This window comes from Mesorhizobium sp. LNHC209A00 (assembly GCF_000502915.1).
In the GTDB taxonomy this organism is placed as follows: domain Bacteria; phylum Pseudomonadota; class Alphaproteobacteria; order Rhizobiales; family Rhizobiaceae; genus Mesorhizobium.
This window is the reverse complement of record NZ_AYWT01000002.1, coordinates 858,278-876,802: the sequence shown is the minus strand read 5'-3', so window position 1 is coordinate 876,802 and position 18,525 is coordinate 858,278. Positions and strand designations below refer to the sequence as shown.

The following is an 18,525-nucleotide window of genomic DNA, read 5'->3' as shown; positions in this document are numbered from 1 at the left end:
GGGTCGGGCCTACTGAAAATTACGCCCTTTGGGCATGACCCTCTCCGCCTCTTCGGACAGCATTGCGAGATCCTGTCCGTCTTTCAGCATCGCGGGCCGTATTTCGGGTTGGCCGGAGCGGTCTGAAGGATCGGCGGCCGGCAGTGCGGTCGCACCGACCTTTTCCAGCAGCACGGTCAGCCAGGGCGTCAGGTCCTCGATCTTTTCGGCGACGATATGGACGACACCTGATTCCGACTGCAGTTTCCCGGTGACCTTCACAAACCGGGCACCCATGACGATGGGCCGGAAACGGATGAAGGTCCTTTCCCAGAAGATGACATTGGCGACGGCCTTGTCGTCTTCGAGCGTGAGAAAGATCGCGTTGCCCTTGCCGGGGCGCTGGCGCACCAGCACCAGTCCGGCAACGCAGACCCGCCTGCCGTCGCGCACGGAAGGCAGGCTCGCATTGGGAGTGATGCCGGCGTGGTCGAGCCGCTCGCGCAGGAAGGCGACCGGATGCGCCTTCAGCGACAGGCCGAGCGAGCGGTAGTCATGGATGACATGCTCGCCGAGAGGCATTTTCGGCAGCCTCGTTTCAGGCTCCAACTCGCGCAGGCTGAGCGCCGGCTGGTCGAACAGCGGCAGCTTCTCGGCGGCACTCCTGCCGTCGAGCGCGCGGACCTCCCAAAGTGCCGCGCGGCGGTCGAGGCCGATGGAGCGGAAGGCGTCGGCCTGCGCCAATTTCTCGATCTCGTCGACATTGAGGCCGGAGCGCAGCCAGACATCCCGGACCGTCGAGTAGCCGGCGCCGCGCCGCTCGACGAAAATCTCCATGCGTTCCCTGGAAAGTCCCTTGATCTGCCGGAAGCCGAGCCGCACCGCATGCCTCGTCTCGATGACACCGCGCATTTCCGCATGGCGCGGCAGGATGCGGGCCGGGTCGAAAAGCGCCTTTTCCAAAGTGCAGTCCCAGACGGAGAAATTGACGTCGACCTCGCGGATGTCGACGCCATGGTCGCGGGCGTCGCGCACCAGCTGCGCCGGCTGATAGAAGCCCATCGGCTGCGAATTCAGGATCGCGGCGCAGAACACGTCCGGATAGAAGGTCTTGAACCAGCAGGAGGCGTAGACGAGCAGCGCGAAGGAAGCGGCGTGGCTTTCGGGAAAGCCATACTCGCCAAAGCCCTCGATCTGCTTGAAACAGCGCTCGGCGAAGTCCTTTTCGTAGCCTCGACCTGTCATGCCGTCGATCATCTGCTGGCGATAATTGCCGATCGTGCCGGTGCGCTTGAAGGTGGCCATGGCACGGCGCAGTTCATCGGCCTTGCCCGGCTTGAAGCCGCCGGCGACGATGGCGATCTTCATCGCCTGCTCCTGAAACAGCGGCACGCCCAGCGTCTTGCCGAGAATCTCTTTCAGCTCCGCCTTGGGATATTCGGGCTTTTCCTTGCCCTGCCGCCGGCGCAGATAGGGGTGCACCATGTCGCCCTGGATCGGGCCCGGTCGTACGATCGCCACCTCGATGACGAGGTCGTAGAATTCGCGCGGCTTGAGACGCGGTAGCATCGACATCTGAGCACGCGATTCGATCTGGAAGACGCCGAGCGTATCGGCACGGCAGATCATGTCGTAGACACGGGAATCCTCCTTGGCGATCGTATCCAGGGTCAATGGCCTGCCATAATCGTCTCTCACGCCGTAATGGGTCTCGAGCAAGGTGAAAGCGCGCTGGAGGCAGGTCAGCATGCCGAGCGCCAGAATATCCACCTTGAGGATTTTCACCGAATCGAGATCGTCCTTGTCCCATTCGACCATCTTGCGCTCGTCCATCGCCGTCTTGACGATGGGGACGATCTCGTCGAGCCGGTCCTTGGTGATGACGAAGCCGCCGACATGCTGGGAGAGGTGGCGGGGAAAGCCCATGATCTCGTTGGCGCGTTCCATCACATGCCGTGATACCGGATCCCTGCTGTCGAGGCCGCCGGCCCTGGCTTCCTTCTCGCCGAGTTCCGAGGTCGACCAGCCCCAGATCGAGCCGGAGAGAGACGCCCTGACATCCTCCGAAAGGCCCATCGCTTTCGACACTTCGCGCAGCGCCGAGCGGCCGCGATAGCTGATGACGGCGGCGGCGAGTGCCGTGCGCTTGGAGCTGTATTTTGTATAGATGTACTGCATCACCTCTTCGCGCCGTTCATGCTCGAAGTCGACGTCGATATCCGGCGGCTCGTTGCGTTCCTCGGAAATGAAACGCTCGAACAGCGTGTCGATCTTGTCCGGCCCGACCTCGGTAATGCCAATGCAGAAGCAGATGATCGAATTGGCCGCGGAGCCGCGGCCCTGGCAGAGAATGCCTTCGCCTCGGGCGAATTTGATGATGTCATGGACGGTCAGGAAATAACGGGCGTAATTCAGCCGCTCGATCAGGACGAGCTCTTCCTGGATTCGTTTTATCACGCTGGCGGGGATACCGCCGGGAAAGCGCCGGGCTGCACCTTCCCGAGCCAGCCGCTCCAGCTCCGCCTGCGGCCCGAGACCCGATTCCGTCGGCTCGTCGGGATAATTGTACTGAAGATCGCCGAGCGAGAAGGTCAGCTCTTCGCCGAAACGCAGCGTCTCCGCCAGCGCTTGCGGATACCGGCGGAACAGGCGCGCCATTTCCTGCGGCGGCTTCAGATGGCGTTCGGCATTGGCGGACAGCTCCAGCCCCACCTCGGCGACCGGAACATTGAGGCGGATCGCGGTCAGCACATCCTGCAGCGGGCGCCGTTCGGCCGTGTGGTAGAGCACATCGTTGGTCGCCATCAGCGGGATGCCGCTGCTCTCGGCGAACGCCGCCGCCTGCTCGATCCGGAAGCGATCATGGCCGGCATAACAGGGTGAGACGCCGAGCCGCGGGGCCCTGCCGAAGCGATCCTTGAGTTCACGGAGCAAAGCCAGACTGTCTTGCGCGCCGGCCGCCAGATCGGGCAGGACCGCCAGCGACATCCGGTCCCCCCATTCGAGCAGGTCGTCGCGCCGGAGCAGGGTGGCGCCCTTTTCGGTCTCGTCACGCAGATTGGCCTGGGTGAGCATGCGGCACAGATGGCCCCAGCCCGCGCGGTCCCTGGGATAGGCGAGAATGTCCGGCGTGCCGTCGCCAAAAACCAGCCGGCAGCCGGGATGGTAGGCAAGCTTTTCGACCTTGGCCTGCTGCCAGGCGCGCACCACGCCGGCGACGCTATTGCGGTCGGCGAGCCCGATCGCGGAGAAGCCCATGAGCTTGGCCGCGACCACCAGCTCCTCGGGCTTGGAGGCGCCCCGCAGGAAGGAGAAATTCGACTGGATGCCGAACTCGGCATAGGGGATGACGGTCAGCGCGTTCATGCGAAGACCCCATGCATGAACCAGCGCGGCGGGATCTGCGAGACGCCGCCGTAAAGGCCTTGCCGGTACAGCCAGTAGCGGCGGCCACCGGCATCCTCGATGCGGAAATAGTCGCGTGTCGATGCCGCCGCATCGCCCGGCGCCTCGCGCCACCATTCGGCGGCGATGCGCTCCGGACCTTCGGCGCGCGTCACACGATAAAGCGCGCGGCGCCAGCGGAAATGCAGCGGCGGTCCCTCCGGCATTTCGGTGGTCGGCACCTCGATGGGCTCGGGCGAACGGAACAGCCGGATCGGTCGTTCCGGCGGGAAGATGGTCATCGGCGCCTGCATCCTGTCCGGCTTCTTGGGTGGCGTGGTCCGGCGCGGGGCTTCGGTGAAGGGAATGATGGCGACGGCGCGTTCCGGCAGATGGCTTTCCACGGGAACCTGCTGCAGAACCGCGCCCTCACCGAGGCGGGCGCGGATACGGTCGGCGAACAAGGCGATGTCGGCGCCGTCATCGGCCGCTTCGCCGGTCAGATCGGCCTGCTGCATGTCGAAAGCGGCGACGGCCAGCACCGAGAGGCGCACCAGGTCGAAGCCATATCCGGCATCGATATGCTGCTCGAGTGCCGCCAGCCTTTCATGGAACAATTTCCGGACCAGCAAGGGTTCGCGCATCGGCCGCGAGGTGCCGAGCGCGATGCGGCTGACGGCGCCGTCGACGCGAAAAAGCAGCAGTGCCAGGCTCCTTGCGCCTTCGCCGCGGCGTTCGAGGTCGGTCTTCAAGGTCGTCGCCAGCATGCCCACCAGCCGTTCTATTTCCTCCGTCAGCGTGACGGGCTCGGCGAGATGACGTTCGACCGAAAGCGGCGCGACGGGAAGACGCGGTGAGATCGCCTCGTCGAGACGGCCAAGCGCCTGGTCGAGGCGCTGGAGCAGCAGGGCGCCGAACCGGCGGGCGAGCGGCGCGCGCGGCGCCGCCATGACGGCGCCCGCCGTGCGCAGCCCCACACTTTCCAGGCTGGTACGGGTTTCCGGCGCTATGCGAACGGCGGCCAGCGGCAAGGGGGCAAGCAAGGCTTCCTCCTCGCCTGATGGAACGATGCGGTCGCCGCAAAACCGGGCCGCCGCCCAGGCCGCTCCGGGCGTGCCGGCAAGCCCGCCGCGGACGTCGAAACCCTGCTGGAAGAAGCGCGACAGGATTTCGTCCAGCATGGCGCGTTCGCCGCCGAACAGATGGGTGCAGCCGGTGACGTCGAGGAACAGGCCGTCGATGCCGTCCAGCGCCACCAGCGGCGTGTAGCGGTCGCACCAGTCGGCGAGGCCCTCGAGCAGGCGCCGGTCGGCCTCCGGATCGGCTTCGACGATGTCGATCGACGGATGCATGGCGCGCGCATCGGCAATCCCCATGTCGCGCTTCAGGTGCAGCGCCTCAGCCCGCGCGTCGAGGGCCGAGATGCGCTGCGCGTTGCCCTGGCGATGGCTGATCACGAGCGGTGGGTGAGATAGCTGCGGATGATCCGACGGCCGGGAACGCCAGGATTTCCCCAGACGCTGCCGCAGGATCCTTTCTGTCGCGAGATAGGGAAACCATAGGGACAGGATTCTCTGCCCATTCGTTGCTCGCCCTGCGCCTTTCCTCGCCCCTTCTTTCATCGAATTTGCGTTCATCGGGGTTCCACTCCAGTGTGAATTGTCCAGGCAGGGCCGTGCGGCTCTTGCCGATGCTGATGGTGAAGGCCGGGTGGCCGATCGAGCCGGCGAGCGGCCCGGCGACTGTTTCGCGCGGCACGGCCGGCGCCGACGCGACAATCAGACGAACAGGCGCCGCCGTCGGTTCGGGCTCGGCCGCTTGCCGCAGCAGGAACACCGGCCGGCCGGCACCTTGCGCCCGCGCATGCAGGCGGCGTGTCGCGGTCAGGTCCAGCCGCTGCGGATTGCCGCGGATCTCTAGGATGACGGCGGCAAGCGCGGTCATCCGGGCCGCCTCCTCGGCGATCCACAGCGCATCGACAAGCCGGGGCGCCTCGGAAAACAGCAATTGCCCGGGCTCGATGCCGAACGAGGCATGCAGCCCCCTGGCATAGGGAAAGCCGGCCTCGTGGAAAATTTCCGATGTCCCGATCCACAGGATGGGCAGCCCCTGCGCCTGGTTGAGGATCAGGCTGACGATCGACAGGGCGAAACCGGCGACGGCTCCTGCATCGCGGGTTTCCAGGCCATGGATTTCGGTCAGGGCGGCTTTCGGCAGGCCGCCGCTGAGCGCGGCATCGAGCCGCTCGATGCCAATGGGCAGGAAAGCATCCGGCAAGGCCGCGGCAAGGCCGCGCCGGACGATCGTCAGATCGCTGCCGGCGTCAGCATCAAGGGGCGCGCCAGCCGGTGCCTGCAGGCGCTCGGGCAGTGTTCCCTCGATCTTCGCGATCTGGCGGCGCAGGGCAAAAACAGTCTCCCGCGCCACGGCGGTCATCGCCATGACGGTCAGCTTTCACTCACAATTGTTCCTGTTATGTTCCTATAGATTCCAGAGGGGATCGGAAGAGTCAAGCAGAGTCATCAAGGAATTTATTCCTCTTCCTGCGCGACACCGGCGTACAGGCGTCATTTGCCTCGACCAGCGCGAACGCCTATATCCGGGATCAAAGGACAAAGCATGGCCCGCATCTACAAGACCCGCACCTGGCATGGTGAACTTGCGCCCTCGATGGAGGAATTGGAGTTCCTGGCCCTGGAGGCCTATGCCCACCTGCCGGAGGATTTTCGCAAGCTGACCGGCGAGATCGTCATCCAGATCGCTGAGTTCCCGACCGACGAGATCATGGACGACCTGTCGCTGGAAACGCCGTTCGACCTGCTCGGCCTGTTCGAGGGGCGCGGCATCGCCGAACGCTGGAACCCACAAACAGGCGAAGGCCCGAACCGCATCACGCTCTACCGCCGCGCCATGCTCGACTACTGGGCCGAAAACGAGGAAACGCTGGGCGACATCGTCACCCACGTGCTGATCCACGAGATCGGCCACCATTTCGGCCTGTCGGACGATGATATGGAGAAGATCGAAGAGGCGGCGGAGTAGCTCTCGGCGTTTTCCCCTACCAGTCGCTGAGCTTCGTATCCGGTCCGTATTCCTGGCCATCGACATCCTTCACCACGGCCTGGCCGCAGCGCATGGTCTTGGTCTTCTTGTCGTAGGCGTAGGTCGGCGAGCCGAACAGGTGCCAGCCCTTGTTCAGCGCCGCCGTCACCTTATGGCAGAAGCTGGCGTCGTCCGGGGCGGTGAGAAAGCGGTAGAGTTTCATCGTCCAATTCCTGTCGTGTATCCCAAATCGGCGAATATCATGCGCCGATGGCGGCCGCTTTCGCCAGAAGTTTTTCGGCCTGCGCCAAGTGCAACCGCTCGACCATCCTGCCATTCAGCGCGATGACGCCCTTGCCGCTGTTTTGAGCAAGCGCGAAGGCATCCTTCACCGCGCGCGCCTCGGCCAGCGCCTGCGCCGACGGGGCGAAGGCACGGTTGGCGGCCTCAATCTGCGATGGATGGATCAGCGTCTTGCCGTCAAAGCCCATGGCGGCGGCCTGCGTGCACTCACGCGCGAACGCGTCCGGGTCGCGAAAATCGTTGAACACGCCATCGAGCATGTCGATCCCGCCGGCGCGTGCCGCCAGCAGCATCTGCATCAGCCATGGCAGAAGATAGGCGCGATCCGGCGTCGCCAGCACGCCGGTATCCTTGATCAGGTCATTTGTTCCGGCGATGAAACAATCCAGGCGCGAGGCGGGGTCGCGGCCGAGTTCGGCAATGGCGCCGATGTTGAGCATGGCCTTGGGTGTCTCGATCATCGCCCATAGTTTCACGCTGTCCGGGGCAAAATTATCGTCCAGCACATCGCCAACTTCGAGCACGTCACGCGGCGTGTCGACCTTTGGCAGCAGGATGCCGTCCGGCTCCGCCTTGGCCACGGCCGCAAGATCGTCAGTGCCCCATTCGCTGGACAGCGCATTGACGCGCACCACCATCTCGCAGCGCCGGCCATTGGCATCAGGGCGGTTGGCGAAAATGCCGGTCAGTTTTTCGCGCGCGGCGATCTTGTCGGCGGGGGCGACGGCGTCCTCGAGGTCGATGATGACCGCGTCGCAGGCAAGCTGCGCGATCTTGGCCAGCGCCTTGTCGTTGGAGGCCGGGACATAGAGCACGGAGCGGCGCGGGCGGTAGGTTTCAGTCATGCCAGATCTATGCCGTGTGTGGTCGGGCGAGGCAAGCCGATAGCCCTGCACGAAAACTGCACGCGCCTGCGGAAAACCTCCTCCGATCCGCCGCATCGCTTTCCTGCATGCCTGCGAGACAGTCGGCATGCACAAGCGAGCAAAACCCCGTCTACCTTACCGGCTGCGCAGCGAAGGCTGGTGGCTGGTCGACCCGCAACGCGCCAACCCCGCTGCAATTCCCCGGTTTGTCCGCAAGAGTCCGCCGCCATGGCGATGGGACGCCATCAGGAAAATCAGGCCGTGACCTCCTTCTTCCGCGCCGCGCCAAGCTATTGCAGCCGCTTGGGCGTCGCCGTGCTGCTGGTCGCGCTCGCCGATTTCCTGTTCTACGGCCAGCCCGCCGGGATCACGGTTCTGCTGTTCGCCATCCTGATTGCCGCCGCTGTGGTTGCCGTGCATCCCGCCGCCTTCAGCGACGGCAAGGTATGGCTCAAGTCGGCCGCCTTGCTTGTCGCGCTGTTGCCGCTCGCCGAGACTGTCAGTCCCTTGTCCGTCTCGATCGCCCTTGCCGCGCTGGTGGCGTTCGCGCTTTCGCTGAGCGGCCGGCTGCGACACCGCACGGCGCGCGTTGCAGGCCAGATCGTGCTGTTCGCACTGGCGGCGCCGGTCCGGTTCCTCAGCGATTTTCTCAAGTGGCGAAGAGTGGCGCGGCGGTTCGGCGGGCATCGCATAAGGCTGGCGGCGATCGCGGTCTGGGTGATGCCGCTGACGCTGGGCGCGGTCTTCGTCGCCCTTTTCGGCGCCGCCAATCCGGTCATCGAATACTGGCTGTCGCTGATCGATCTGATGAAGCTGCTCGACCTCGTCCAGTTGACGCGGATTGCCTTCTGGCTGTTCGTGCTTGCCGGCGTCTGGGCCTTTCTACGGCCGCGCCTGCCGCGCTTTCAGCGCCGCATCGCCAGGCCAAATCACCCTGCTGCCGATGCCCAGCCAGCGGCGGACAGGCACGCCGTCGAGGACATCGTCTTCGGCAAGGCCGCCATCCTGCGCGCGTTGATCGTCTTCAACGTTTTGTTTTCGCTGCAGAGCGGGCTCGACGCCACCTATCTGTGGGGCGGGGTCGCGCTTCCCGATGGTTTGAGCTACGCCGCCTACGCGCATCGCGGCGCCTATCCCTTGATCGTCACCGCGCTGCTAGCCGCCGGTTTTGTCCTTGCGGCGTTGAGGCCCGGCAGCGAGACATCGGCCGACCCGCTCATCCGCCGGCTGGTCTATGCCTGGGTGGCGCAGAACATCATGCTGGTCGTCTCATCGATCCTGCGGCTCGATCTCTATGTCGGCATCTATGCGCTGACCTACTGGCGCGTCGCGGCTTTCGTCTGGATGGGACTGGTGGCGGCCGGCCTTGCGCTGATCATCGCCCGTATCGCGCTCGGAAAATCCAGTGAATGGCTGCTCTCCGCCAATCTTCTGACGTTATCCCTGGCGCTTTATGTCTGCTGTTTCATCAACTTCGCAGCAACGATCGCCGATTACAATGTCGACCACTCTCTTGAAATGACCGGCCAGGGCATTCCCCTCGACGCCTGGTATCTCCGCTCGCTCGGGCCGGACGCGTTTCCAGCGCTCGATCGCTTCCTCGACCGTCGGCGCGGGACGGCCAATGCCGGTGCCGTCGGCGAACTGGCAAGGTTGCGCGGTGTCGATGAAGGCTGGTATCGCAGCCTGCAGGAAAACTGGCGAAGCTGGAGCTTTCGCGACTGGCGCCTGCTTCGCTATCTCGACAAAAGGCGGCCTATTGTTCCCAGCGTCGCAGAACCCGTGCCGGATCGCTAATCCATGCCGCATCACATCCTCGTCGCCGACGATGACCCGCATATCCGCGAAGTGATCTGCTTCGCGCTGGAAAAGGCCGGCATGAAAACGGCCGCCGTGTCCGATGGCGCCGCCGCTCTGCAGGCAATCGAACGGCGCACGCCCGACCTTGTCGTGCTCGACATCGGCATGCCAGAGATGGACGGGCTGGAGGTCTGCCGGCGGCTGCGTCACACATCAGACGTGCCGGTGTTGTTCCTGTCCGCGCGCGACGAGGAGATAGACCGCATCCTCGGGCTCGAAATGGGTGGGGACGACTACGTCACCAAACCGTTCAGCCCGCGCGAACTCGTCGCCCGCGTCAACGTCATCCTGCGCCGCGCCCGTCCGGCGGCGCTCGAACCGGCCGACGACAGGCAGTTCGCGCAGGGAAAACTCACCCTGGCGCCGGCCAGCCACGCGGCCGCCTTCGACGGCAAGCCGCTCGCCCTGACGGCGATCGAGTTCTCGATCCTGAAAGGGTTTCTGGCGCGGCCCACCCATGTGCTCGATCGCGACGCGGTGATGGCCAATGCCTATGCCGGCAAGATCCATGTGGCCGACCGCACCGTCGACAGCCATATCCGCAACATCCGCGCCAAGCTGGCGGCGATGGGTTGCCCGGAGGTCATCGAAACCGTGCACGGCGTCGGCTTCCGGCTCGGCCGATGCGGCTGACGACATCAAGCAAGTCGATTGGCAGCAAGTGGATCGGCCGCAAATGGCGGCCGCGCCTTGCCACGGTCGTCGTCGCCATCCTGATCCTGGTGATGTCCCTGCCGCTGGTCGGCCTGTTCTTCTTCCGCCTCTATGAGAACCAGCTGATCCGTCAGACCGAAGCGGAACTGATCGCACAGGGCGCCGCCATCGCCGCTATCTATGCCCAGGAGGTGCGCGACGCCGGCATTTCACCGGAAAAGCTTGGCGTGGCGATGCCGCTGGCGAATGGCACCAGGAGCCGAGGCGCCAATCTCGATTCGCCCTATCGGCCGATCGAGCCGCAGCTCGATCTCGCCTCGGATTACGTGCTTCAGACCAGGCCGGTAGGGATTCCTGCCACGGTCGATCCAGCTTTCGCCGCGATCGGCGCGCGGCTGGCTGGGATTCTCGATGCGACGCAGAAGACCACGCTGGCCGGCTTCCGGCTGCTCGATCCCAGGGGCGTCGTGATTGCCGGGCGCGACGAGATCGGCCAGTCGCTCGCCGAGGTCGAGGAGGTGCGTGAGGCACTCGCCGGGCGCTATGCCAGCGCGCTCAGGCTGCGCATCCCCAACCAGCCGCCGCCGCCGCTCTATTCGGTCAGCCGCGGCACCAGGGTGCGCGTGTTCGTCGCCCTGCCGGTGGCCGTCGACGGCAAGGTCGCCGGCGTGGTCTTTGTCTCGCGGACGCCTAACAACATCATAAAACATCTCTATGGCGAGCGCGGCAAGGTGACGGCGGCAGCGATCGCCATTCTCGGCGGCACGCTGCTCATCGGCCTCGTTTTCCTGCGCACCGTCAGCCGGCCGATCTACGCGCTCATCGACCGCACCCAGCGCATCGCCGCCGGTGAGCGCAGCGCGATCCGGCCTCTCGACCACCATGGCACGCGCGAAATGGCGGAGCTTTCCGCCGCCTTTCTCGATATGGCCGAAAGACTACAGGCGCGCTCGGACGCCATCCAGACCTTCGCCACCCATGTCTCGCATGAACTCAAATCGCCGCTGACGGCGATCCAGGGTGCGGCCGAATTGCTGCGCGATTCAGGCAGCGGGATGGCCGATGAAGAGCGGCGGCGCTTCTCCGACAATATCGTCACAGATGCAGGGCGGCTCAACCTTTTGGTCCGGCGGCTTCTCGACCTGGCGCGGGCCGAAAACCTCGCGCCCAGCGGCGAAAGCACCTCGGTCGGCGCCGCGCTGGCGCTGCTCCCCGTCGACGCGAGGCTGGCGGTTGAGGTCGAGGCCGGCGGCGACCTGGCCTTCCGCATCTCGTCCGAGAACGCTGCCATCGTGCTTGCCAATCTCATCGACAATTCGGCCAGGCACGGCGCGACCCTAATTTCCATCACCGCCGCAAGCGCGAGCGGCAGGGTTTCCGTTCTGGTCAGCGACGACGGCGCCGGCATTTCGCCGAGCAACCAAGGGCGGATCTTTGAGCCGTTCTTCACCACGCGGCGCTCTACCGGCGGCACCGGCATGGGTCTGGGCATCGTGCTGGCCCTCCTGAAAGCGCATGATGGTACGATCCGGCTGGTTGACTCCGAGCGCGGCACGCGCTTCGAGATCACTTTGCCGGTCGCGTAGATTGCGGACGGGGGATCGGAGAAAAAAGTGCGCTACGACATCGTCATCATCGGCGGGGCCATCGTCGGATCCTCGGTCGCCTACTATCTGCGCGAGGAAGGGTTTTCCGGCTCGATCGCGCTGATCGAGCGCGACCCGCAATTCGCCCATTCGGCGACGACGCTGTCCATGGCCTCGATCCGCCAGCAATTCTCCATTCCGCAAAACATCCGCCTGTCGCAGTTCACGCTAAAACTGTTTCGGCGGCTGAAGGAAGAATTCGGCACCGACGCCGATATCGGTTTTCGCGAGGGCGGCTATCTCATCCTTGCCGGCGAGGCCGGGCTGCCGATCCTGAAAGCCAACCACGAAGCGCAGGTCGCCGAGGGCGCTGACATCCTGCTTGAGGACGCCGAACAGCTGACGCGCCGCTTCCCCTGGCTGTCGGCCGAAGGCATCACCGCCGGCGCCTATGGCCGGACCGGCGAGGGCTGGTTCGACGCGCATGCGATGCTGATGCTGTTTCGCAAGGCGCTGCGGCAGAAGAAGATCGACTTTATCAGCGCGTCGGTCACCGGCGTCGAGCGGCAGGGTGACCGCGTCACCGGCGTCAGCCTCGACAATGGCGATCGGCTCGAGGCCGATACCGTCATCAATGCCGCCGGGCCGAATGCCGGCAAGGTCGCTGCCCTTGCCCAGCTTTCGCTGCCGGTCGAGCCACGCAAGCGCAACGTCTTCGTCTTCGAGGCGCGCGAGAAATATGCCGACATGCCGCTGCTGGTCGATCCCTCCGGCATCTATGTCAGGCCGGAAGGCTCGGTCTACCTCACCGGCGGTGCCGAGCCGGAGGAGGGCGACGGCCCGGCCGATCCCGGGGATTTCGACGTCGACTGGCCGCTGTTCGAAGAGGTGATCTGGCCGGTGCTGGCAACCCGCATCCCGGCCTTCGAAGCGATCAAGCCGACGCGCGCCTGGGCGGGGCATTACGACTACAACACGCTCGACCAGAACGCCGTCATCGGCCCCCACCCCGAGGTGACGAATTTCCTGTTCGCCAACGGATTCTCCGGCCATGGGCTGCAACAGGCGCCGGCGGTCGGCAAGGCGCTGGCCGAACTGATCGTGCATGGCGGCTACCGGACGATCGACTGCTCGGCATTTGGCTACGCGCGTGTCGCCGAAGGGCGGGCCTTCCGGGAATTGAATGTGATTTGAGGCGGCAAGAACGATCGACGTTAGCTGCCTCTCCAGGGTCTATGCCATCATCGCGTCAATCTTGAGCGCGTTGCCCAGCGCATTGCCTCCGGCCGTGTTGTCGAAAATTCCCCAGACCTCGGCACCCGAAGCGGCCGCTGCCTCGACTTGCCGGCTGAAGCGGTCGAGACTTTCGGCATCGTAATCGGAATAATAGACGCGCGGCGCGCCATGCCAACGGAAATAGGCGAGGCCGGGCCAGCCGCCCGGCACCGCGGCAGGTGGCGCCGGAGCCGGATCGGCGGCAACGCGCGCGATCCGGCGAGCCGCCAGAAGTGCTTCAGCCTCTGCATCGAACCAGCTGGGATGGCGCGGCTCGCAGACCAGCCTGGCTTGCGTTCGCTCGCCCAGCATGTCGAAGAAATCGCTCGCGACATCTGGCTCGAACGACAGGCTCGGCGGCAACTGCACCAGAAGCACGCTCAGCTTTCCACCGAGACCTTCGACCTCTTGGAGAAAGCTTTGCAAAAGATCGTTGCAGTCCACGAGACGGCGCTCATGGGTGATCGCCTTCGGCATCTTGGCGGCGAAGCGGAAGTGCTCCGGCACGGCGCGTGCCCAGCGCTCATAGGTCTCGCGGCGGTGCGGCTTGTAGAAGGACGTGTCGATCTCGACGATCGGAAAGTGCCTGGAATAGCGCTCTAGATGCGATCCGGGTTGCGGGAAATTATCCTTGTATCGTGTCGGAATGCCCCAGCCAGCCGTGCCTATGAAGCATGCCTGTTTTCCCATGCATGGGGATGTGGACCAGAACAGACGTGGGTCAAGGCGTGCGGAGGGCGCGTGACGACGCTCCACACGCCGATCAGGCCCCGGCCAGCTTTCCAGTCTCGATATGAGCTTGCAGCCAGGCCAGCACTCGTGCCCAGCCCTTGGCATGTTCAGCCGCCGCCTCTCGCAGCCCGCCAAAGCCGGCATGGCAGATGGTGACGCGCGTGCCGTCGGCGATAGGCTCCAGCAGCCATGCGACCCTGGTTTGCCGCCGGCCAAGCGTGGGATGGTCCCGACCATATGCCCACGTCTGCACGATCCGGCGCGGTGTTTCGATTTCGAGGAATTCGCCGCTGGCCGGCAGGTCCCTACCGCCGGCCAGCGCACGACCACGGTCCAGCGGCCGCCGACGCGAAGGTCGGCCCACCAGCCGACCATCCTGTAGGTATCGGCTGACCCCCACCATTGCTCGACTTCCTTGCAGACCAGCGCCCCGAAGACGCGTTCGGGAGGCGCGCCAATCTCGGCCGATGCCATGATCGTCTCGCCATTGGTCATGCTCCGCACCCTGAGAGCTTGCATGATCTATGCCTCCATGGAATTTGTTCCGCCAGCGAAACGAGCTCAAGCTTTCGACGGCGGACGCTCGAATCCCTTGCCCGTCTCGAGCAGGCTCTTCAGGCTGGCCAGCACCAGCGGCCAGCCCTTGGCGACATTGTCGATCAGCCTGTGCGGGCCGTCCGCCTCATGGGTCACGGCAAGTTTCATCAGCTCGCCGTCGGGCTCGATGGTGAAGGTGCAGCGCGTGTAGCCGTCCTCCCTGATCTCGGGCATCCATTCATTGCGCCATTTGATGACCAGGCGGCGTGGCGGGTCGATCTCGAGAATCTCGCCACTGTCGGCGACACGGCCGTCCGGGAAGATCAGCTTCCAGCTGGAGCCCACCTTCCACTCGCTCTCCTGATAGGAGCAGAGGAAGAACTGCCGGTTGAACCCCGGGTCGGTCAACGCCTCCCAGAGTTTCTCCGGCGTGGTGCGGATGTAGGTTACATAAACGAAGCTGTTGCTCATCAGTCTTCCCTTTCGAGGCGTTTCTTCAGGTCACTCAACGCATCAAGCCGATGGCGCTCGAACTTGCCGATCCAGCGCTCGGCGATCTCGTTGATTGGAACCGGGTTGAGGTAGTGCTCCTTCTCTCGGCCCCGGCGGATGGTGGTAACGAGGTTCGCTTCTTCCAGGATCGCCAGGTGCTTGGTCACCGCCTGGCGGGTCATGGCCATCTCTGCGCAAAGCGCATTCAGCGTCTGTCCGTTCCTGGCATGGAGGCTGTCCAGCAATTGCCGGCGTGTCGGGTCGGCCAGGGCGCGAAAAACGGCATCCATGCTCATGGCTTAATATGCAACCATTTAGTTGCATGTCAAGCGGCAAGATCGCGCACCATTGACGATGGATAGATCACAGAAGAAAGTCAGCGCTTGCGGGAGATCCAGAAGGCGTCGGGTATGCGCTTCATGCCGATGCGTTCATGGAATCCGACAGCGTCGGGCATGGAAACCAGGCTGATGGCGACCGACGGTCCGAGCTGCCGGGCCACCTCGTCCATCAGCCCCTTGCCGATACCCAGGCCTTGCGCCTTGGCCGAGACGGCAAGATCGCTGATGTAGCAGACCCAGGAAAAGTCGGTCAGGCAGCGGGCAACGCCAATCAGCGGCGTGGCTTCCATGTCGAGATGGGCCATGTCGAGGCGGGCCATGTCGAGACGGGCGGTCACGATCAGGTTGGCGCCCTCCAACATCGCCTTCAGCCTTGCCTCGTCATCGACAGGCCGGACTTCGCCGAGACCGGACTCCACCAGCACGCGGCGGAATTCGGAAATGCCGAGCGCCGGTTCACGCGTATAGAGGACGTGGGAGTTTTCCGCCATGGGACCAGACTGCACCATCGGGCGGTGAATTCGAAGCTGTTTTGCGCAGCGCCCTTATGCGTGCGCGCACGAACAGTGCCTTTTATTTGCCCCCGGCTTTGTGTAAACCGGGCCCCAGCAAATCCCCCCCAACGAAAACACGGGCCAAAGCCATGGAAAAATTCACCAAGCTCACCGGCGTCGCCGCTCCCATGCCGATCGTCAATGTCGACACCGACATGATCATCCCGAAGGATTATCTCAAGACGATCAAGCGCACCGGGCTTGGCACCGGCCTGTTCGCCGAGATGCGCTACAAGGACGACGGCTCCGAAAATCCGGATTTCGTGCTCAACAAGCCCGCCTACCGCAAGGCGCAGATCCTCGTCGCCGGCGACAATTTCGGCTGCGGCTCGAGCAGGGAACACGCGCCATGGGCGCTGCTCGATTTCGGCATACGCTGCGTCATCTCGACCTCGTTCGCCGACATCTTCTACAACAACTGCTTCAAGAACGGCGTGCTGCCGATCACCGTCAGCCCCGAGGACCTGGAGAAGCTGATGGATGACGCATCGCGCGGCTCCAACGCCACCCTGTCGGTCGATCTCGAAGCCAAGGAAATCCGTGGTCCGGACGGCGGCGTGGTCACCTTCGACCTCGACGACTTCAAGCGGCACTGCCTGCTCAATGGGCTCGACGACATCGGCCTGACCATGGAAAAGGCAGGCGCCATCGCCTCGTTCGAGAAGAAGAACGCCGAACTGCGCCCCTGGGCCTGAGCGGCCGCCAGGACCGGCCCCTTTCCGGGCTGGGTCGAGGGAGGGACAGTCATGAGACATCAGCTTCTTGCCGGCGTTTGCGGGCTGGCCTTGTTGCTGGGGCCCGCCGCGAGCGTGCTCGCGCAGACTCAGACGCCCGCCGCGCAACAGCCGCCGGCGGTGGAAAAGCCGGCCACCGATCAGGATGCGGGAACCGACGCCGCCGACGCCGCTGACGACGACAAACAGGCGCCGGTGCCGTTCGAAGGCGGCCACCTCACCATCACGCAGCCGGAGCAGGACGGCGAGAAGGTGCTTGCTTATGACGGTAAGCAGCTGGCCAGCAATTACGATGTCTTCTTCGACAAAATTGTGGAAGTTGGCGGCGTCAAGGTGGCCCTGTTCGATGTTGGCGATGGCGGCAATCAATGCGGCCCGGCGACGGTGATCGTCTGGAAGCCGGAAGGCGGCGCCATCCAGAGCACCAAGGTCGAGCAGGACGATTGCGGAGCGCCGCCCGCGGGAGTGTCCGACAGCGCCATCTATTTCGTGCCCTATCTCCTGCCGGGGGACCAGAAGCCGGCCCTGCAGTGGTCGCCGACGGATGGGCTGACGATTTCGGGCAATCTCACCTACATGCCGGAACCCGGCACCGACTGGAAAGACATCGATCCGGAAAAGTACCAGAACATCATCGACGCCTTCCACAATGAGGCTGTCTACAAGGAAGCCGAAAAGCTGCTGGGCAAGGACATGCCCGACATGGCGACCAGCCTGCTGGTTGGCGGCGGCACGGAAAAGACCGCGTCCGGCGCCTTCTTCGCCAGCGGCTGCGTGCCGCACGATTGTGGCGGCAATGACGGCTTCATGGCCGTCGACCCGGCCAAGCACCAGATCTATTTCGCCCGCCGCGGCGACAATGGCCAACCGAACGCCTGGCCGGCGCTGGCGACATGGCCGGCCGATGTGAAGGAAGCGCTGGACAAGGCGCTGGGGTCGGCGAACTAGCCAGGGCATTTCCGGCGAAAGGGCGGCGCCTCCAGGGCTCTGCCCCTTTTTCACGCAGGACCGCGTCAACGGCGATATTCGCCGGGACAATGGAACCAGATGGGCCGCGCGGCGTCATAGAAGCAGTTTCGCTCGGCAGTGCCTGGAGTAACATCGATGGTCAGGCTCGTTCTTCTGGCGCTTGTTCTGTTCGCCCTCTCAACTGGCGCCACAGAGGCGGCAAAGCTGGACGCAGCCGCCGTCAACAACGCCCAATTCACCGACGCCGCAACGAAGGGCGTCGACGCGACCGTGTTGAAGGCACAGGTCCTTTTGGATCGGGCGCGCTTCTCGCCTGGCCTGATTGACGGCCGCCAGGCGGCGAACTTCACCAAGGCGGTCCGGGCATTCCAGGCGGCCAACGCTCTGCCCGCCGATGGCAGGCTCAACCGGGAGACCTGGGACAAGCTGGTCGCAACCTCGCCAGACGCGGTTCTTGTGAATTACGAGTTGACGCGCAAGGACGTGCGTGGACCGTTTGCCAAGCGCATTCCGGCCAGTATGGAAAGAATGGCTCGCCTGCGCAGGCTCGGCTACCGCGGTTCGCTGGAACGGATCGCGGAGCACTTCCACATCAGCGAACAATTGCTGCGAAGGCTCAATCCGGGCATCAGCTTCAGGAAGGCGGGCGCAAAGGTGCTGGTGCCGGCTATCGACCGAGGCGATCCGCCCTCAGCCGCTGTCAGCGTCGAGGTCGACAAGGCCGCGCGCCAGGTTCGCGTTCTCGACGATTCCGGCAAAGTGGTTTCGGTCTACCCCGCCTCGATTGGAAGCGAAGAGAAGCCGGCGCCGAGCGGCGAGGCACAAGTCACACGCGTGGTCCACAATCCCACCTATCACTACGATCCCCGCTTCGCCTTCAAGGGGGTGAAAACCAAACGGCCCTTCACCATCGCTGCCGGACCCAACAATCCTGTCGGATCGATCTGGATCGATCTGTCCATTGAAAGTTACGGAATTCACGGCACGCCCGAACCAGGCAAGATCGGGAAGACCTTTTCGCATGGTTGCATCAGACTGACCAATTGGGATGCCGAAGACCTCGCCCTTGAGGTGCACAAAGGCACAAAGGTTGTCTTCATCGGAGAAACGGCTGAATCGGCCGCGGGCCAACCCGGCTGACGCATCGCGTGAAAGAGAGCCGGCCCGTCGAGGCCACGGATTCTGCACCGCCGATCCATCCGTATTGGCCCATGGCA

General features: G+C 64.4%; 18 protein-coding genes. 8 read left to right on the top strand and 10 right to left on the bottom strand.

The window, feature by feature from the left end; translation table 11 throughout:
* Positions 1-9 precede the first annotated feature (9 nt).
* The 3 genes from X739_RS158335 to X739_RS1000000170300 are packed head-to-tail and all read right to left on the bottom strand — an operon-like array spanning position 10 to position 5,805.
* Positions 10-3,345, bottom strand: coding sequence for an error-prone DNA polymerase (locus tag X739_RS158335; RefSeq protein ID WP_023774505.1), 3,336 nt, complete (start codon positions 3,343-3,345; stop codon positions 10-12).
* Positions 3,342-4,820: a DUF6504 family protein gene (locus X739_RS158340; RefSeq protein WP_023774504.1), complete on the bottom strand. Its 1,479-nt coding sequence runs from the start codon at positions 4,818-4,820 to the stop codon at positions 3,342-3,344. Before X739_RS158340 ends, X739_RS158335 begins: the two co-directional genes overlap by 4 nt.
* Complete coding sequence (locus X739_RS1000000170300; RefSeq protein ID WP_023774503.1) at positions 4,762-5,805, bottom strand: RecA protein; 1,044 nt, start codon at positions 5,803-5,805, stop codon at positions 4,762-4,764. Before X739_RS1000000170300 ends, X739_RS158340 begins: the two co-directional genes overlap by 59 nt.
* A 177-nt stretch (positions 5,806-5,982) precedes the next feature.
* Here X739_RS1000000170300 and X739_RS158350 point away from each other — a divergent pair, with 177 nt between their 5' ends.
* The gene (locus X739_RS158350) at positions 5,983-6,405 is read left to right on the top strand and encodes a metallopeptidase family protein (protein WP_023774502.1); all 423 of its coding nucleotides are present in this window, start codon (positions 5,983-5,985) and stop codon (positions 6,403-6,405) included.
* Between the two features lie 16 nt (positions 6,406-6,421).
* Here the strand turns inward: X739_RS158350 and X739_RS158355 are convergent, their stop codons facing one another.
* Positions 6,422-6,628, bottom strand: a complete 207-nt coding sequence (locus X739_RS158355) for a DUF1737 domain-containing protein (protein ID WP_015314987.1) — start codon at positions 6,626-6,628, stop codon at positions 6,422-6,424.
* 37 nt (positions 6,629-6,665) lie between these two features.
* The gene (locus X739_RS158360) at positions 6,666-7,553 is read right to left on the bottom strand and encodes a CoA ester lyase (protein WP_023774501.1); all 888 of its coding nucleotides are present in this window, start codon (positions 7,551-7,553) and stop codon (positions 6,666-6,668) included.
* Positions 7,554-7,835: 282 nt separating this feature from the next.
* Between X739_RS158360 and X739_RS158365 the strand changes: the two genes are divergently transcribed.
* The 4 genes from X739_RS158365 to X739_RS158380 are packed head-to-tail and all read left to right on the top strand — an operon-like array spanning position 7,836 to position 12,868.
* A complete protein-coding gene (locus X739_RS158365; RefSeq protein WP_023782128.1) occupies positions 7,836-9,371 on the top strand; it encodes a DUF4173 domain-containing protein in 1,536 nt (511 codons plus the stop codon).
* Between the two features lie 3 nt (positions 9,372-9,374).
* Positions 9,375-10,067, top strand: a complete 693-nt coding sequence (locus X739_RS158370) for a response regulator transcription factor (protein WP_023774499.1) — start codon at positions 9,375-9,377, stop codon at positions 10,065-10,067.
* Positions 10,058-11,674 carry an ATP-binding protein gene (locus tag X739_RS158375; RefSeq protein ID WP_023774498.1) on the top strand — a complete coding sequence of 539 codons (1,617 nt, stop codon included), beginning with the start codon at positions 10,058-10,060 and terminating at the stop codon, positions 11,672-11,674. The genes X739_RS158370 and X739_RS158375 overlap by 10 nt, the downstream gene beginning before the upstream one ends.
* A gap of 27 nt (positions 11,675-11,701) precedes the next feature.
* The gene (locus tag X739_RS158380) at positions 11,702-12,868 is read left to right on the top strand and encodes an FAD-binding oxidoreductase (RefSeq protein WP_023774497.1); all 1,167 of its coding nucleotides are present in this window, start codon (positions 11,702-11,704) and stop codon (positions 12,866-12,868) included.
* A 39-nt stretch (positions 12,869-12,907) separates the two neighbouring features.
* Here X739_RS158380 and X739_RS158385 read toward each other — a convergent pair whose 3' ends face one another.
* From X739_RS158385 to X739_RS158400, 5 genes are all read right to left on the bottom strand, one after another.
* Positions 12,908-13,639, bottom strand: coding sequence for a DUF72 domain-containing protein (locus tag X739_RS158385; RefSeq protein ID WP_023793606.1), 732 nt, complete (start codon positions 13,637-13,639; stop codon positions 12,908-12,910).
* Between the two features lie 73 nt (positions 13,640-13,712).
* Positions 13,713-14,045, bottom strand: coding sequence for an SRPBCC domain-containing protein (locus X739_RS01000000165855; RefSeq protein WP_023774494.1), 333 nt, complete (start codon positions 14,043-14,045; stop codon positions 13,713-13,715).
* Positions 14,046-14,242: 197 nt separating this feature from the next.
* Positions 14,243-14,689, bottom strand: a complete 447-nt coding sequence (locus tag X739_RS158390) for an SRPBCC family protein (RefSeq protein WP_023774493.1) — start codon at positions 14,687-14,689, stop codon at positions 14,243-14,245.
* Positions 14,689-15,006, bottom strand: a complete 318-nt coding sequence (locus X739_RS158395) for a metalloregulator ArsR/SmtB family transcription factor (RefSeq protein ID WP_015314978.1) — start codon at positions 15,004-15,006, stop codon at positions 14,689-14,691. The genes X739_RS158390 and X739_RS158395 overlap by 1 nt, the downstream gene beginning before the upstream one ends.
* An 80-nt stretch (positions 15,007-15,086) precedes the next feature.
* Complete coding sequence (locus X739_RS158400; protein WP_023793601.1) at positions 15,087-15,542, bottom strand: GNAT family N-acetyltransferase; 456 nt, start codon at positions 15,540-15,542, stop codon at positions 15,087-15,089.
* A gap of 152 nt (positions 15,543-15,694) precedes the next feature.
* Between X739_RS158400 and leuD the strand changes: the two genes are divergently transcribed.
* The 3 genes from leuD (at position 15,695) to X739_RS158415 (ending at position 18,448) form a co-directional block, all read left to right on the top strand.
* On the top strand, positions 15,695-16,300 hold the full coding sequence (leuD, locus tag X739_RS158405; RefSeq protein WP_015314976.1) for a 3-isopropylmalate dehydratase small subunit: 606 nt from the start codon (positions 15,695-15,697) through the stop codon (positions 16,298-16,300).
* Between the two features lie 51 nt (positions 16,301-16,351).
* The gene (locus X739_RS158410) at positions 16,352-17,287 is read left to right on the top strand and encodes a hypothetical protein (RefSeq protein ID WP_023774490.1); all 936 of its coding nucleotides are present in this window, start codon (positions 16,352-16,354) and stop codon (positions 17,285-17,287) included.
* A 156-nt stretch (positions 17,288-17,443) separates the two neighbouring features.
* The gene (locus tag X739_RS158415; RefSeq protein ID WP_023793598.1) at positions 17,444-18,448 is read left to right on the top strand and encodes a L,D-transpeptidase; all 1,005 of its coding nucleotides are present in this window, start codon (positions 17,444-17,446) and stop codon (positions 18,446-18,448) included.
* Positions 18,449-18,525: the final 77 nt, after the last annotated feature.